The sequence below is a fragment of the Methylacidimicrobium sp. B4 genome (assembly GCF_017310545.1).
Taxonomy (GTDB): domain Bacteria; phylum Verrucomicrobiota; class Verrucomicrobiia; order Methylacidiphilales; family Methylacidiphilaceae; genus Methylacidimicrobium.
In genome coordinates, this window is record NZ_CP066203.1 from 1,012,920 (window position 1) to 1,029,023 (window position 16,104).

At 65.0% G+C, this 16,104-nt stretch carries 12 protein-coding genes and 1 tRNA gene; 4 read left to right on the forward strand and 9 right to left on the reverse strand.

What is annotated here, in order from left to right; genetic code table 11:
* Positions 1-45: 45 nt before the first annotated feature.
* From MacB4_RS04930 to folK, 3 genes are all read right to left on the reverse strand, one after another.
* Complete coding sequence (locus MacB4_RS04930) at positions 46-843, reverse strand: hypothetical protein (RefSeq protein ID WP_206864731.1); 798 nt, start codon at positions 841-843, stop codon at positions 46-48.
* 111 nt (positions 844-954) lie between these two features.
* On the reverse strand, positions 955-1,725 hold the full coding sequence (gene panB, locus MacB4_RS04935; protein ID WP_206864732.1) for a 3-methyl-2-oxobutanoate hydroxymethyltransferase: 771 nt from the start codon (positions 1,723-1,725) through the stop codon (positions 955-957).
* Complete coding sequence (gene folK, locus MacB4_RS04940; RefSeq protein WP_242529341.1) at positions 1,685-2,125, reverse strand: 2-amino-4-hydroxy-6-hydroxymethyldihydropteridine diphosphokinase; 441 nt, start codon at positions 2,123-2,125, stop codon at positions 1,685-1,687. The genes panB and folK overlap by 41 nt, the downstream gene beginning before the upstream one ends.
* A 221-nt stretch (positions 2,126-2,346) precedes the next feature.
* Between folK and MacB4_RS04945 the strand changes: the two genes are divergently transcribed.
* On the forward strand, positions 2,347-2,940 hold the full coding sequence (locus tag MacB4_RS04945) for an SIS domain-containing protein (RefSeq protein ID WP_206864734.1): 594 nt from the start codon (positions 2,347-2,349) through the stop codon (positions 2,938-2,940).
* A gap of 58 nt (positions 2,941-2,998) precedes the next feature.
* On the opposite strand, the gene MacB4_RS04950 is transcribed toward MacB4_RS04945, so the two are convergent.
* Positions 2,999-3,074: transfer RNA gene (locus MacB4_RS04950), tRNA-Phe, on the reverse strand.
* A gap of 73 nt (positions 3,075-3,147) precedes the next feature.
* A complete protein-coding gene (locus MacB4_RS04955) occupies positions 3,148-3,909 on the reverse strand; it encodes a polysaccharide deacetylase family protein (protein WP_206864735.1) in 762 nt (253 codons plus the stop codon).
* Positions 3,910-4,109: 200 nt separating this feature from the next.
* Between MacB4_RS04955 and MacB4_RS04960 the strand changes: the two genes are divergently transcribed.
* Positions 4,110-5,234, forward strand: a complete 1,125-nt coding sequence (locus MacB4_RS04960; RefSeq protein ID WP_206864948.1) for a citrate/2-methylcitrate synthase — start codon at positions 4,110-4,112, stop codon at positions 5,232-5,234.
* A 111-nt stretch (positions 5,235-5,345) separates the two neighbouring features.
* Positions 5,346-7,370, forward strand: a complete 2,025-nt coding sequence (locus MacB4_RS04965) for a hypothetical protein (protein ID WP_206864736.1) — start codon at positions 5,346-5,348, stop codon at positions 7,368-7,370.
* Between the two features lie 43 nt (positions 7,371-7,413).
* Here the strand turns inward: MacB4_RS04965 and MacB4_RS04970 are convergent, their stop codons facing one another.
* Together MacB4_RS04970 and uvrA are read right to left on the reverse strand one after the other, a co-directional pair.
* Complete coding sequence (locus MacB4_RS04970; protein WP_206864737.1) at positions 7,414-9,948, reverse strand: tetratricopeptide repeat protein; 2,535 nt, start codon at positions 9,946-9,948, stop codon at positions 7,414-7,416.
* The gene (gene uvrA / locus MacB4_RS04975) at positions 9,945-12,824 is read right to left on the reverse strand and encodes an excinuclease ABC subunit UvrA (RefSeq protein WP_206864949.1); all 2,880 of its coding nucleotides are present in this window, start codon (positions 12,822-12,824) and stop codon (positions 9,945-9,947) included. Before uvrA ends, MacB4_RS04970 begins: the two co-directional genes overlap by 4 nt.
* A gap of 231 nt (positions 12,825-13,055) precedes the next feature.
* Here uvrA and MacB4_RS04980 point away from each other — a divergent pair, with 231 nt between their 5' ends.
* Positions 13,056-13,754 (forward strand): hypothetical protein, encoded by a 699-nt coding sequence (locus MacB4_RS04980; protein ID WP_206864738.1) that lies wholly within the window; start codon positions 13,056-13,058, stop codon positions 13,752-13,754.
* Here the strand turns inward: MacB4_RS04980 and MacB4_RS04985 are convergent.
* Together MacB4_RS04985 and MacB4_RS04990 are read right to left on the reverse strand one after the other, a co-directional pair.
* Complete coding sequence (locus MacB4_RS04985) at positions 13,726-14,724, reverse strand: MBL fold metallo-hydrolase (RefSeq protein WP_206864739.1); 999 nt, start codon at positions 14,722-14,724, stop codon at positions 13,726-13,728. The two genes, MacB4_RS04980 and MacB4_RS04985, sit on opposite strands and share 29 nt — an antisense overlap.
* Entirely contained in the window at positions 14,711-16,048 is a 1,338-nt protein-coding gene (locus tag MacB4_RS04990; RefSeq protein ID WP_206864740.1) for a hypothetical protein, read from the reverse strand. The genes MacB4_RS04985 and MacB4_RS04990 overlap by 14 nt, the downstream gene beginning before the upstream one ends.
* Positions 16,049-16,104 lie beyond the last annotated feature (56 nt).

A 16,104-nucleotide genomic window follows, 5' to 3' on the forward strand; every position in this document is an offset into this window, starting at 1 on the left:
GCACGACTCGCTCTCGCTCTCCTAAGAAGCGCTCAGGCTGTATCCTTATCGTCCGAAAGCATAGCCCAGGCCCACCACCACGTTGTTGCTCAGCATATGGCCCGCGACGACTTCCCCGGACGGGTAGGAATAGGAAATGGCCCCCGTCCAGCCGAAGAAGGACTCGAAACGCAACGACCAGCGTGCATCGAGGTGATAACGCATCCCGAGATCGACAAGCAAGACGGGCACGACGGCGGTCGAGGACGCCTCGCTTCGGCTCTCTGAGGTGAGGAACCCCGCCCCAGCGCCCAGCCCGAGAATCGGCTCCCAGGCCCCCATGCGGTACCCCACGGTTCCAAAGAGGACGGTGAATCCGCCGCTCACGGCATCGGCTCTACCCCGACCGCCGATCTGCGTCGAGATTCCCGCCGCATTGTAGGCTCCAGTCAACTCGAGGGTGAAGCTGAAGTGGCCGGTCTTCTGCGGATTGTACCAGTAGTAGCCTCCGGTCGGGGAGAGGATCGTCGTAAAATCCTCCTGGGAGCGGACCGGGGCTCCGGTGGCAGGCACAAATCCGGAGGAGAAGCGATTCCACTGGGTTCCCACGAATCCCGCGACAAACCACGAATTTCCTTCGTCACCTCGGGACGGCTGCGCAGCCGATCCTTGCGTCAGGATCACCCCCTCTCCTCCCTCTCCGCTCCAGCCAAGGGCGGTCCGAGCTCCCACCACGAGGAGCAAGAAGAGGAAGCGCCCCACCCTGTTGCCTCTCTTCGTCGAGCTGCAGAGTCGCGCGGGCAGCCCCGTTCTGCGGACGAAATGTTGCATTTCCACGAAGCGCCGGAGCATCGTCCATGCCATCCGTGGCCGCTTCGGGCTGATCCGCGAATGGCCGGACTTCCGCCTCCGGCATCGTATGGAGCACGGACATCCCCTGTCCGGAAAGACGACGCTCGTTCAACGGGGAAGCGCTTACGCCTTCCCTTGGGTTTCGGCAAGGAAACGCTGCGCCGCCTCCCGGATCGTACCGGCAAGATCCGCCTTGGGCTCGACGAAGCGCGGCCGGAACCAAGGGAAAAGGCCGACCAGGTCGTGAAAGACCAGGATCTGGCCGTCGCACTCCGCGCCCGAGCCGATCCCGATCGTCGGGATACGGAGGCTCCGTGTGATCTCGGCCGTCAGCGCGGCATCCGCCGCCTCGACCACGACGCTGAACGATCCCGCCTCCTCGACCGCTCGTGCATCCGCAATCAGCCTCTCCCTCTCCTCCGGAAGACGCCCGACCCTGCGAAACCGCGCGCCCACGCGCTGCGGCAGCAGTCCGATATGCGCCATCACGGGGATGCCGGCTCCGGTAAGCCTCCGGATGGCACCGCTCTCCTCGAGCCCCCCTTCCAGCTTCACCGCTTCGGCTCCCGCGCCCACCAGGGCCTTCCCGGTGGCCAAAGCGTCCTCGGGCGTCAAGCAGGTCCCCGCCGGGCAATCGGCCACGACGAGGGCGCGGGGCTTGGCCCGCGCCACCGCGGCAACGTGCGGAAGCAGCTCGCTCAACTGCAGAGAGGTCGTATCCGGATAGCCCAAGACCACCATCGCCAGAGAATCCCCCACGAGGAGGACGGGGATCCCGACTTCGTCGAGCAGCCGGGCCGTAGGATAATCGTAGGCGGTCAACGCCGCGATCTTCTCCCTTGTCCCCTTCCGGCTACGAACCCACTCCGGTGTGACTTTCGATGAGTCGGTCATAAAGCTCCTGGACCGTGCAGGAAAAGCCCGGAAGATGGAGCTGGGGTGCGATTTCCGCAAGCGGTCCCAGCACAAAGCTGCGGCAAGCGAGGCGCGGGTGCGGCAAGGTCAACTCGGGGGTGTTTCTCACGAGAGTGCCGCAGTAGAGGAGGTCGAGATCGAGGGGGCGGGGCGCGTTCCGCTGCCTCGTTCGCGCCGGCGGCCGACCCACCCTTCCCTCGAAGGTGAGCAGAGAGGCCAGGAGGTCTTCGGGAGGACCATCCCAGTCGATCTCAACGACGGCGTTCAAGAACTCCCTCGAACCCGGAGGGCAATCGACCGGATCGCTTTTCCAGACCGAGGAACGGAGGAAATAGGAGCTCTTCGAGAGCTTTTGGAGAAAGGCAAACCCTTCCTCCATCCGAACCTCTCTCTCCCCCAGGTTGGAACCCAAAGCAATTCCGGCTCGCACGCTATCTCCTCTCCCAGACTTGCGAATTTTCCCATCTCAGGCAAGCTGCTCCTCATGCCCCCAACTTTTTCTCCGCAGCCGCCCCGGAAGCCCACGCTGTCCCCTCAGAGTGTCGGCTCGGGAGCGGCAAGAGGGATCGGTGAGCGTTGGGGCCTTCAAGACCTCGAACGATGAAAGGGATCGAATCCATCGTCCGCGCAAGCGCGCAAGAGCTGGAAGAGGCGCTGCTCCTGGCCCAAGAGAGCTTCCCCACTCTCGAAACGGCGGCCGCCCTTTGCGTCCAGACGCTTGAGCGGGGAGGGACCCTCTTCACGGCGGGCAACGGAGGAAGTGCGGCCGACGCACTCCATATCGCCGAAGAGCTTCTCGGTCGCTACCGCTCGGATCGGCCCCCCCTGCCCGCCGTTTCGCTCGCGGCCGATCCGACGACGCTCACCTGCATTGGGAACGATTTCGGATTTTCCGAGGTTTTCTCCCGGCAATTGGCCGCGCTGGCGCGGCCGGGAGATCTCTTCCTCTGTTTTTCAACCAGCGGGGCATCTGCGAATATCCTTTCGGCTCTTCGCATGGCCAAGAGTCGTTCCATCCAGTCAATCGCTTTCCTCGGCAAGGACGGGGGCCCCGCCGCCGCGGAAGCGGACGTCGCCTGGATCGTTCCAAGCCGCTCCACGGCGCGAATTCAAGAGCTGCACACCTGGGGGTTGCACGTCATTCTCGAATGCGTAGAGACCGCATTGCGCAAGCTCGAATTTGCCCGCTCCTAGGAAGGGCCGAACGGCGACGGAACACGCCAGGGGTCCGCTGCGAAAACTCAGGATCCCTTGGTGGCTGGGGTCGGAATCGAACCGACGACACGCGGATTTTCAGTCCGCTGCTCTACCGACTGAGCTACCCAGCCCCGCTCTCCGCCTTCGCAAGCGAAAAGGGCATTCTCTCGCGAAAACCGGGAATGTCAACGCTCGGCCGACGCTCTACGCAGTCCGGGGATTGCCCAGGAAGCCCGAGATCGTGGTCAATTCAAATCCCCGTTCGAGAAGGCCATCCAGAATGCGACCGACGACTTCGGCGGTCTGAAGATGAAGGTCGTGCATGAGGACGATCGACCCCGGGCGTGCCTGGGTCAAAACGGTCTCCAGGATCCGCTCCGTTCCTGGACGAGCCCAATCGCGCGTGTCGACGTTCCAGAGGACGACTCCCAGACCCTCCTGCGCGGCGAGCGGGGCCTGAGCGGGACGGAAAGAGCCGTAGGGCGGTCGCATCCAGCACGGTCGGAACCCGGTCGACTGCTCGATCACCTCCTGTGTCTTCTGCAGCTGGGACAACACTTGCGGGGCGGGAAGGCGCCCGAGCTGCGGATGCGTGTACGAGTGGTTTCCGATCTCATGCCCTTCCCCCCGGACCCGGTGGGCCAGGGAGGGCGCTGCCGCCACCCGTTCTCCGATCATGAAGAAGGTCGCGGAAAGCTGCCGTTCGCGCAGGGCGGCCAGAACCTTTTCCGTCACCCCGGGAGTCGGCCCGTCATCAAAGGTGACGGCAATCCTCCGTCCAAGCCCCGGGCCATGATTCACGAAGTGGACGCCAGCGGCAGCCGACCCGGCTACGGCGGCCGCGCGGCGAACGCTCTCTGGCCCGCCGGGAGCCGCAGCCTGTGCCGCCCAACCGAGTGCTGGAGAGGCCAAGCCCACGCCCAGCGCGGCCAGCTTTTGCAGAAAATCGCGTCGAGAAAGGTCCATAGTTGAAATCGAAGGTGGCCACGAGGATAATGCCGCCGATCCCTCCTTGGCAATCTCGCTCTGTCCTATCCATTGCCTGGAGTCGGGTCTTGCCCGGGGTAGCGGGCCCTGGTAGGTTGCACGACGCGATCGACGACGAAAGCAACGCCGGGATGGGTACCGCCAAGAGATCAACAGAGATCAAGATGAGGGAAACGGTGATGCCACAAAAGAACGCGAGCGGCCTTGAAGGAATCATGGCGGGGGAAACGGCCTTGAGCACGGTCGGCAAGGAAGGGCTCGACCTGACCTATCGAGGCTATTCCATCCGCGACCTGGCGGCAGCCGCCTCCTTTGAGGAAGTGATCTATCTTCTGCTCTACGGGAGCCTGCCGGCACGGGCTGAGCTCGATCGCTACCGGAGCCTGCTGATTACCCTGAGAGACCTCCCTCCGCCCCTTCGGGTGATCCTGGAGCAGCTGCCTCCCACGGCAAACCCCGTGGATGTTCTGCGCACGGGCTGCTCCGCCTTGGGCACGCTCGAGCCGGAGGGGCAGGACCGCGACGCCCATGCGATCGCCAACCGGCTCTGCGCCAGCTTTCCGTCGATGCTCCTCTACTGGTTTCACTTCCATCGGAACGGGAGGCGAATCGAGACGCGGGCGGAAGCGCATCCGACCGTAGCCGATCACTTTCTCTACCTGCTCCGTGGAGAGCCCCCCTCGGCCCTCCACGCGCGGACGCTCGATGCGGCGCTCATCCTCCATGCCGAGCACGAGTTCAACGCTTCCACCTTCGCCTGTCGCGTGATCATTTCGACCCTTTCGGATTTCTATTCGGCCGTCACCGGGGGAATCGGGGCGCTGCGCGGACCCCTGCATGGAGGAGCCGACGAGGGGGCGATGAAGCTCCTCGAACGGTTTTCCTCTCCCGACGAGGCGGAGGCAGGCGTCAGGAAGATGCTCGAGAAGAAGGAAAAGGTCATGGGGTTCGGCCATCGGGTCTATAAGGATGGCGACCCTCGCGCCCCGATCATCAAAGGACTGGCGGGGCAGCTCGCCGAAGAAGCGGGCGATCGCACGCTCTTCCCGATCGCCGAACGGATCGAAAGCCTGGTCTTCTCGGAGAAGGGGCTCTATCCCAACATCGATTTTTATAGCGCCGTCGCTTACCACTTCCTCGGAATCCCGACCTTTCTCTTCACCCCCCTCTTCGTCATCTCCCGCACCTCTGGATGGGCGGCCCATATCCTTGAGCAGCGAGCCCACAACCGGCTCATTCGGCCGCTGGCTGTCTATACCGGACCGGCGCCGCGGCCCTTCCCGAGCATGGAAGAACGATCGTAGCCGCCGTTTCTCCCGAGGCATCGTTCCTCTCCAAGATCGAAAGTGCTCGCCATCCCCGCCGCTCGAATTCCCAAGCCCCGTTTGCGCCGACCGGCCTGAGGGCGGGAGAGGATGCTGGTGAACCCGTACTGGCCGACGCCCGCGATCGATCCCCGCAAGATCGAGACGGCATGGCGGCCGCTTTTCGCCGACACGCTCTCGAGAATTTCGGCCGAGTTCGACCAACGATTCCCGAAAGTGGGAGGTGCGTGGCCGCCGGGCAGAGATTGGCTCCCGGGCCAGCCTCCGCTCTTTCTTGCAGCCCCCTCCGGGGGAGCGGGCACAACCACCCTCCTCGGAACCCTGTTGCGGCGGATGGAGGGCAAGGCCGTGCCGATCTACCTTCGCCCCTTCCGCAATCCCCTCGGCCCGTGGAAAGCGCTGCTCCGGACGGTCGGAGAGGAGATGGCGCTCCCCGATCGCCCGCGCGCACTGTATCCATGGCCCGAAGAGCCGAGCCGGGTCCAGGTTTTTGCCAACGAGATTCTCAGCACCCTCGCCTCTCGGCTTGTCAGTCAAGGGCGGATCCGGGACTCCCGTCTTCGCTCGGCGGTCCGCTTCTTGCGCCGCCATCCCTCCAAGATCCTGCTCGAAGGCCTCGTTCCGGAGTGGGCTCAATGGCTCCGCCTCGACTTCGCAAGGATCATTCCCGCCGCCGAGGAGCTGCTGTCGGAGCTCGGATCTTGGGGAGATCATCCCCAGAACTGGCTTTGGGCGATTCATGGGCTGGCCGTGCGCACGGAAGATCGCGTCGTCCAAGAGGCCTGCCGCCGGTGGGTGTTCGGGGAGCCGATCGATTGGGCGCAGGCGATTCGGGCAAACCTGTCGATCGCCCCGAACGAGCCAGCAACGGAGCCGCTCACGGGTGAGGAAGATCTTTGCCGAAGACACATGGAGGACCTGCTGCGCCTGAGCGGCCTTTCCAAACCCTTCCTCTTCGCTTTCGACAATGTGGATGCGTGGGGAGCCGAGGGGGAGCTCGCCTCGGCCGCAGGCCGGCTTCTCGAGGGCTTGCAGGCAGCTCCCCCGGCTTTCCTCTTGCTGGGAGGCCGCCTCGGGCCTTGGAATGCCACGGTCCTCCCACATTGGTCTGAGCGCCAGCGCAGCCTTCTCTCCCCCCTCTCGCCACTCCGCGAGGTCGAGAGATCGGAAGCCGCGGAGCTCCTGGAAGAGCGGCTCGAACGATTCGAGGGTCCCCGGTCGAGGGTCCCTTCGGACTGGCTCGCAGCCGCCTACCGGGATCGGAGTTCCCTGCCGGTGCGTCATCTCCTCCTCTCCTGCGCCATCCGGTGGAACGAGGAGCATTCGCTCCATCCGGAGCCATCCTCGCTCTCCGTGCGGTGGCTCCACGACGCAAGGCTCCAGTGGGAGATGGCGAGCCTCAATCTCCCCTGGCGCTGGATTGCGGAATGGGCTCTCCTGCCCCTGGAAGCGCCTGCAGATTTTCCCTGGCAGCGAGAAGACACCGGCTCCCTGGGTCTCCTTTGCGCACGAAGGACGTTGCCGGAGGCCGATCTCTTCCTTTTTCCGCAGCCGGGGGCTTGCGGAACCGACGTCCGGGCTTTTCAGGCTTTCCTGGAGAAGGCGGCATCCACAGCAAGAGGGTGCGGCCGCACGCTCGAATCCTACGGCCTGGTGTTCGAGCGGGAAGAGTCGACGGCTCTCACGCATCGGAGCCCGCCCGATCGAGGGTCACCCGAGCTAGCCCTCCTGCGCGTCCCGACCGAGGCACTCCTCGACCTTGCCGCCGCCGTCTCCCTCTCGATTTCCTTCCGCCGAGAGGAAGGATGCCCGGCGGCGGAAGAAGCCACCCGCAACCGCGCGGAAGAGATTCTCTCGTCCTGGCACGCCCGGCTTCCCGCGTCGACTCCTCCCGCTCGAGCGGCTCCCAGACGCGAGCTTCTCTCCTTACCGATGATCGAGGCCGTCCGCGACGCTGTACGAGCCAAACGGACCCTTCCCTTGAGCGGGCTGCTGGAGCGTCTGCCCAGGCAGGTCAGCCGCAAACAGGTGCTCTCTGCCGCAGCCATCCTTTCGGAAGTCCAAGTGCGCACCGGCCCTACGCTCGAACCCCTCTTCTGCTGGCAACCGTCCTAGCCACACCTCCACTCTTCCTGCCATTCTTCGGCACGGCGGGTCATCACGATCCTTCCTCGAAGAGAAAGTGATCCCGCCGGAGCCGATTGACCGTCTCATGGAACTCCTCCCGGGTGGGTCCCCCCAGCTCCTCCATCTTGCGGTAGATGGTCACCGCCCCTCTCCAATCCTGGGCCTTTTCCTTTAGGGAAGCCGCCTGAATCCCGGCTTCGATCCTCCAACGAATCTCGGGCGCGTTGCGCCTTCCCGCACCCTCTTTCGTCGACTCCAGGCGGCCGTCCAAAACGTCGAGGTAGACCGCGAGGGCATCGTCCTCCTTCCCCTGCTTTTGCAAGGACACCCCTTGCTTGAACCCCGCTTCGTCACGCTCCGATGGGTCGGCCCCCTTTTCTTTCAGGACCGCGGCAAACACCCTTGCCGCCTCCGCATAACGCTTGGGATCCGCTGAGCTCCCCGCAAAGAGGCAATCTCCCTTGCGAAGCAGCGCTTCGGTTCGGATCGGCCCGGATGGGCTCTCCTCCAGCACGGCATCGAAAAGAATGATCGCATTGGCATATTCGCCCAGATCCTGATCGATCTTCCCTTGCAAGAGACGGGCTTCGGCTTTCCACGAGGAGCTCTCGGGAATGCGATCCAAGAGATGGAGGGCCTCCACGAGATCGTGTCGACCGACGGCGGCCTTGGCCGCCCAGTAGTAGGCGGAATCGGCCAAGGGGCTCTGGGGATAGTCCTGTGCGACGCGCTCGAAGTCCGCCTGCGCGTCGGCGTAATCCTGGGCATTGTAACAGAACTGCGCGGCCCCGAAGAGCGCCCTCGGTGCCACCGATCCCGAGGCCTTGTCAGCCGCAAGATCCGCCAGCCGCTGCCTTGCCTCCGCCTCGCTCAGCTTCCCGCTGCGGTAGCCGGCGAAGGCGCCCCGGTACAAGGCTTCCGGCACGAGAGGATCCTCGGGATAGCCCCGAACCAGCCGCTCGTAGGCCGCAAACGCCCTGGCATCCTCTCCGGATTCCGCATAGAGCGCCGCCAGCCGCATCAGGAACTGCGGATAGCTCGACCGAAGACCAGGCTCTCGTAACCCGTCCTCCAGCACCCGCTCCGCCTCTCTCGATCGCTCGAGCTCTTGCAAGAGCGTCGCCTCGAGCAGCACGAGGCGAGCGCGCAAGGGACTCTCGGGGAAACGATCGACAAAGGACTTTTTGATGCTTTCGAACTCCTCGATCCGCCTCTCCCGCGCCAAGGCGGTCAAGCGATTGAAGAAGCTTTCCTCCGTGAAAATGCCCGCTCCCTCCGCGACGCGGAACTCTTCCTCGGCAGAAGCCGCATCGCCTCGAACCAAGGCAATTTCCCCCAGGCGAAAGGCGGAATAGGGAGCCAAAGCCCCACCCCCTTTCTCCACCAGCCGAAGGGAGCGCGCGGCGGCATCCCATGCTTCGTCCTCCTGATAGAGTCGACCGAGCGCGTAACGGATCGCCGCATCCGACTCGGGTCCGAGCTTCCGCCGAGCGACCTCCTCCAACAGCGCCTCCGCTCCCTCCCTGTCGCCGCTTTTCGCCCGGGCCTGGGCCATCGCAAAAGCCAGCCGCGCCTCCCCTTCGCGGCCCTTCTTGCTCCGCTGGATCTCCCCCAGCCTCCTTTCCGCCTCGGGAAGGCGCTGGAGTGTCGCCGCGCTCTCCAAATAGCGCTCGCTGGCCCGGAGCCAAAGACTCCGCTTCTCCTCGAGCTCCAGCGCCTTTTCCAGCGCGGCCATCGCCTTGCCGCTTGCGCCCAACTTCTCGTACGCCTCGCCCAGGCCGAGGTAAGCCTGCGCAAGCAACTCCCTCGGCGCACGTCCCATCCGCACCACCGCCTCGTAGAGCGGAACGGCTCGAGCGGGTTCTTCCATTCTCCGCAGCTCGGCCAGCCAGAAGCGTGCCTCGCAGAGGGTGTCGTCGGTCCGATTGTCCTCTCGCACCAGTGGCTCGAAGAGGGCTTCTGCCTCCTCGCGACGACCCAGGGAGAGCGCCATCCGCGCCTGAACGAGAACGGCGCGCGTTCTGGCTTCGCCCGCCGGGCCATGGGCCAGATCCTTCAAAACAGATTCCGCTTCCTCCACCTTCCCTGCCCGCCACAAGCACCACCCGAGAGCGAGCTTTGCCCGCTGCGCGAGCGGCCCCGGGAGGGGTTTGTCCAGTGCCGCCCGATAGTCGGGAATGGCTTCGGACCATCGCTCCAAGGCGCAAAGGCATTCCGCCCGCCAGAAGAGCGCCTCTCCCGCCGCAGGCTTCGGCAATCGATTCCGAGCGACCGGGGCGAGCAGCTCCTCCGCGGCCCGGTAACGCCCGAGGAAATAGAGCGCTTTGGCCTCGAGCAGCCTGGCACTCGAGGCGAGCGGGCTGGCCGGAAACCGATTCCGAAAGCGCTCCACCTCCTGCACGCAGCGATCGAAGAGGCCGTCCTCGAAGGCGGTGAGCGCCGGCGCCAACGCTTCTTCCTGAGCGCCCGCCCGATCGAGTCCGCCCGCCCAGAAAAGGAAGGACAGGGAGAGACTGAGGATGGTCAGCCCGAAGCCGTTCGGCTTGGACGATCGTTCTTCCCTCATGTTCTCAGGGCCCGCAGGCTCTTCTTGGTGGACGGCGACGCCTCTTGCTGCTCTCGCAGGAATCGGCCCGTCCAGCTCGCCGGATTCTTCGCCACCTGCGCTGGACTCCCTTGGGCGACCACCCGTCCTCCGCCCTCACCCCCTTCGGGCCCCAGATCGATCAAGTAGTCGACCCGCTGCAGCACCCGCAGGTTATGCTCGATCAGAATGATCGTGTTGCCCGCGTTCCTCAACAGGATTAGGACCTCCATGAGCCTCTCGATGTCGGCGAGATGGAGCCCCGTCGTCGGCTCGTCGAGAATGTAGAGCGTTCTTGCGGATGCCGGCCGACCGAGCTCGGCCGCTAGCTTCAGCCGCTGGGCCTCACCGCCCGAAAGACTCGTTGCCGATTGGCCGAGACGGAGGTACCCGAGCCCGACCCGAGCCAGCATGTCGAGCTTCTCCCAAATGGCGGGAACCGGGCGGAAAAACTCGCGGCCTTCGTCCACCGCCATCGCGAGTACCTCCGCAATGTTCTTCCCCCGATAGGTCACTTCCAGGGTTTCCTGGTTGAACCGCTTCCCCTCGCACGATTGGCAGGGGACATAGACCGGGGGCAAGAAGCTCATTTCGACCTCGATCACCCCTTGCCCTTGACATCGTTCGCATCGCCCGCCGGGAACGTTGAAGCTGAACCGCTCGGGCCCATAGCCACGCACCCGCGCGGCGGGGAGTCGGGAGAAGAGCATCCGAAGCTCCTGAAAGGCCCCGGAGAAGGTTAAGGGATTCGAGCGGGGTGACCGTCCAATCGGCTCTTGATCGATGACGACCAGCCTCTCCAGCTCTTCAGCGCCTTCGATGCGATCGTGAGCCCCCGGCTCCGCTCGCGCACCGTGCAGCCGCCGCTGCAACGCCCGACAGAGAACGTCGTTGACGAGCGTGCTCTTTCCCGAGCCGCTCACTCCCGAGACGGCGGTCAGGCCGCCCAGCGGAAATCCCACCGTGATGTTCCGGAGATTATTCGCCCGAGCTCCAATCACGCGCAGCCACCCCTCCCCGGACGATCGACCGCTCTCCTCTCCACGAAGCGTGGGTTCACGGAGAAAGCTTCCCGTGATCGAATGGGGACGGCTCAAGACCTCCTGGGGAGGGCCCGCTCCAAGGAGCCTTCCCCCCAGCGGCCCCGCTCCCGGGCCCAGCTCGACGAGATAATCGGCTCCCAGGATCGTCTCCTCGTCGTGCTCCACCACCACCACCGTGTTCCCCAAGTCGCGCAACTCCGCCAAAAGACCGAGCAGCCGCCGATGGTCACGCGGATGGAGGCCGACACTCGGCTCGTCGAGCACGTAAAGAACCCCGCTGAGGCGCGCACCCATCTGTGTCGCCAAGCGAATCCGCTGGGCTTCTCCCCCCGAGAGAGTGCGCGTTTCCCGATCGAGGGTGAGGTAACCCAAGCCCGCTCTCCGCAAAAATTCGAGCCGCTGGCCAAGCTCGCGAAAGATGTCGGCCGCCACTGGCTGCTTTTCCGCAGGAATAGGGATCGCTTCGAGCCAGCGCTCCGCCTCCTCGACCGAAAACGCGGTAACCTCCCAAATGTTCCGCGGCGTCCAGCCGCTGGCGTGAATCGTCACCGCCAGGACCTCCGGGCGGAGGCGGGCACCCCGGCAGGAACGGCAAACGCTCGGCGACAAAAAGGGACGAAGCTTCGCGCGCAGAGTCGAAGAGCGGGCATCCCGGTAGAGCCGCTCCAGACCAGGGAGAACCCCTTCGAAGGAGATCCCCGGCTTTCGCCGCTTCCGCGCCGGCAACCCTTCGCGCTCCGTTCCCTGCAGAACGGCCTGCCGGAAGGCTTCCGCACACTCCGCCCACGGCCGGCCCATCTCTTCGCCGAAGGCTTCGGCCAGCATGGCGAGCTCCTTTCGATACATCGCCTGCAAGGCCTTGCCCAGCTTGCGCCATGGAGCAATCGGCATCTCCACCAGGGGCAGCGAGGGATCCGGCACGACCGCGTTCGGGTCGAAAGCGAGCTCCGTCCCGAGGCCGTGGCAGGCGGGGCAAGCTCCCAGCGGATTGTTGAACGAAAAATGGCGAGGGGAATACTCGGGGAATCGGAAGCCGGTCTCCGGGTCGAAATGACGATCGCTCAAGAGGCGCTCCCCGCTCTCCCCCTCCGGCGTCCGGTAAGGAAGGATGACCACTCCTTCTCCGGTCTTGAGGGTCAGCTCGAGCGAATCGTGCAGCCGGCTTCTCGCTTCGGATTCGCAGCGGAGACGATCGATGAGGACCTCCAGCGTGTACGGTGCCTTCCCGCGCAAGCTCTCCGCCTCCTCCAGCTCGACGAGATCTCCGTTGATCCGAGCCCGGATGAATCCGCGGCGTCGAATCCGCTCGACCGCCTCGGATAGCTCCTTCCGGCTTCCCTCCCGAATCACCGGAGCCAAGAGCTGAATCGACGTCATGGGCGGCAGGGCGAGGATCTCCTCGATCATCTCCGGCACGGTGTACCGCCGCAGCGGTTTCCCCGTCTGCGGATGATGGGGGATGCCGAAGTGCGCGAAGAGAAGACGCAGGAACTCGGAGATGTCGGTCGCTGTGGCCACCGTCGACCGCGGGCTGCTTCCCGAGGTCCGCTGCTCGATCGCAATGGCCGGGGAGAGCCCCTCGATCCGGTCGACGTCGGGCTTTTCCCACGCACCAAGGACTTGCCGCGCATAGGTCGATAAGCTCTCGACGTAGCGACGCTGTCCCTCGGCATAGAGCGTGTCAAAGGCGAGGGACGATTTCCCGGAGCCGCTCACCCCCGTGATGACGATGAGCCGATTGCGCGGGAGATCGACGTCGATGTTCTGCAGGTTGTGCTCTCGCGCCCCGCGAATCTGGATCCACTGCTCTCCCATTCCCACCGTCCGGCTGCTCTGCGCCGCCGCGATCGAGGACAACTTATCATCCCCCCCGAGGCGGTCAACTCTCCAGAGAAGCCCAGGGGTGGGCGACGGCGCCCGCGAAACCGGGTCCTCGACCGGAGGCAAGCGGGAGAGCGGCCGCAAACATGAAGAAAAAATCATGAGCACCGGCTGCACCCGGCCTTTAAGATCCCGGGCGATGTACCATCCCCGCCCCGGGAGCCGATGAAGCGGATCGTCGAACCCGAGTGGATCGACCAGCTCGATCCCGCGAGCCTCGAAGCGCGGCGGACCCGAGGGGAGCTACGGCGAATGAACGCCCTGATGCGGAATTTCGACTGGTTTCGGGCTCAGCTCGCCCGCCATCCCTCTCTCTTCGGGCGGGGCTTGGAGCTCGGAGCGGGGGATGGGCACCTTGGGGCTTATCTATTCGCCGATCCAACGACCCGACGACGGCTCGATCTGGTCGGCATCGATCGCATCGGCAGGCCGCCCGCATGGCCGGAGGATTGGCGCTGGGAACAAAAGGATATCCTCCGGTTTGAAGGGTGGCGCGACTTCCCTCTGCTCCTTGCCAACATGGTTCTCCACCACTTTTCGGCGGAAGAGCTCGCGCTGCTCGGTTCCCGGATCCGCGACTCCTGCCGGTTGCTGCTCGCGCTGGAGACCGCTCGGAGAGGGATGCACCTGGCCCAGGTGCGTGCGCTGCGCGTCTTCGGAATCTTGGGGCCGGTCGGGTACCACGATGCATCGACCAGCATCCAGGCGGGGTTCGTCGGGGAAGAGCTTCCCCAACTTCTCGGTCTCCCCTCCTCGGAGTGGCATTGGCAGATCCGTTTGACCTTCTTCGGAGCGTACCAGCTCGTTGCCGAAAGGCGATCGTCAGGCGTGCCGGCTAGAACGCGACAGTTTCGCCGAGCTTGAGCACCCGGAAGGAGTGCTCCGGAACGCCGAGAAGCTTCCGGGCCTCCGCCAGGAGGCGCACCGGTTCGTTCCATGGCTCATCGGAGAGACGAAATGTCCCCCAATGCATCGCCAGCGACATCGCAGCCCCGAGATCCAGGTGGAGTTGAACCGCTTCCCTGGGATTGAGGTGGAGTGGCTGCTGCAACCAGGATGGTCGATAGGCTCCGATGGGCAGGAGAGCCAGATCGACGGGTCCCAGACGCCGGCCCAAGTCTGTATGAAAGCGGGCATACCCCGTGTCGCCGGCGAAGAAGATGCGATGGTTTCCGGCAGAAATGAGCCAGCTGCACCAGAGGGATCGATCGCGGTCGAAGGGCGTTCGTGCCGAGGCGTGCTGTGCGGGGAGGCAGAGAAGCCGCCAGGAGTCGCCCGTGATAAAATCTCCCCAGCCGAGCTCGGCTACCTGGCGGAACCCCCATCCCTCGATGAGGGGGCCGAGGCCGAGGGGACAGCAGACGAGCGTCGTCCGAGGAAGCTGGCGGAAGCTGGCTCGGTCACAGTGATCAAAGTGGGAGTGGCTGAGCAGGATGAGGTCGGGAGGCGGGCATTCCTCGACGCGGAAAGGGGAGGGACGGCGGCGGCGCAATCCCGGAACGGGCCAGGGAGCGCAATAGTCGCCGAGAAGCGGATCGGTCAAGATGGTCAGCCCATCGAGCTGAAGAAGAAAGGTCGAATGGCCAAGCCACGTTGCCAAGATGCGCGCAGCCGGCGGCTTGCGTAGCGCGGCCCAGTCGACCCGGACCTCCTCCGGGAAAGAGGCTGCCCCGGCGGCCTCCTCTTCGCCGCTCGGAGGCCGGGAAGCAAGCTTCCACCGGAGGACGTCTCTCCAGTGAGGGACCCAGGGGCTGTCGATATTGCAGAAGCGTCCGCTTTTCTGGCGAACGATCCATGGGAAGCCGGGCACGCGCTCCGGTCTATGCCGTATCATCCCGCCCATCCCCTTCGCCCGGAAGCAGGGCGAGCAGCCACGAAAGAGAAACGGCCGTCATGCCCGCTCCCGCAACGACCCGCAGCCAGTAGAGCGGGCGCACCTCCGCAGCGTGGTGCCATAGCCATCCAGGGGTCCGCGCCTCGTTCCATCCCACGGCACAGAGCACGAGGAGGTGGAAGAGCAGTCCCAGATGCCACAAGGAGAACCGGACGGGTTCCCGCAAGCGGCCCGGGTCCGCTGAATGTGCCGCCGCCAGCTGAAGGAGGAGAAGCATGTTCAGGCTGGTCAGCATGCCAGCCATCGCGATGTGCGCATGGGCAACCAGCAGATGGGAGAACTTCGCAGCATCGAGGAGGCCAGGGAGGAAAAAGGCGAAGCCGGTCAGCACCAGGGCCGTCCACCACCCGGCGAAGGAAATTCCCCAGAGCCGGCAGCCGGCGGCCCATCCGCAGGAGTGGAGGTAGAGCGGCAGCAGCGGGATCCAAAGTAGCAGGCTCGCCAATGCCCCGATCTGCCTCCCGTCCCGGTTGGACTGGTCCCCGTGACCGAGCAGGAGGTAGAGCAGGCTTTCCGCGAGAAAGCATCCCCAAAATAGCCGTTCCACGCGCCGGTTGCGGCACGGGATCTCCAGGAGGTGCGGGAGAAGCCCCAGGATCAGCACGACAGCCAAGGTGGAACCGAGGAGATTGGTGCCTGTCGGCCCTCCGCTCGTCGGATTGATGGGCGGATAGAGCTGCGGCTTGGTTGCGGTCCAGATCGCCAGAGGTACCGTGCCGAGCCCGGCAAGAACGAGCCAGTCGAGAACCGATGGGGTGCATGCCGAGCCCTCGCTCCTTCCCTGACCGTGGCTGGCTCGCCTTCGGCGGAAGAGAACAAAAGCCAGCATCCCCCAGAGGCCGACGAGCATGGCGACAAAGCAGATCCGCGCAAGCCCAGACCAATCGAGGAAGAGCTTGCCGCTGGTCTCCCCTCGGAGCCACCAGGCGCCGCCCAGCGCAAGAACCCAGGACCAGAGCCCGAAAGCCCAGCGTGCCAGGAGCAGGGCGGCGGGTCGGCGAGGTAGCCACCGGTTCAAGAGGACGCCAACCGCTGGAAGCGAGCACCATCCGTAGAGCTGCCAGTCGAGATGGAGAGCCATCCACCTCCCGTACCCGGCTGGGCCCGACAGATCGGCCAGCCCCGGGCAGGCCAGCAGAAGTGCAAGCCAGAGACCGATTAGGTTTGCCGCGCTCAACCATAGGAGGCTGAAGCCGGCAGTGATGCGGAAGAGCCCAGCCCGGAACGCCACCGCATCCTCCTGCTCGCCGAGGAGAGAGTTCATGGTGCAGACCTCGGGAGCGGTCCGCCCTGCGGGACGGACCGCCCGTTCGCCCGAAG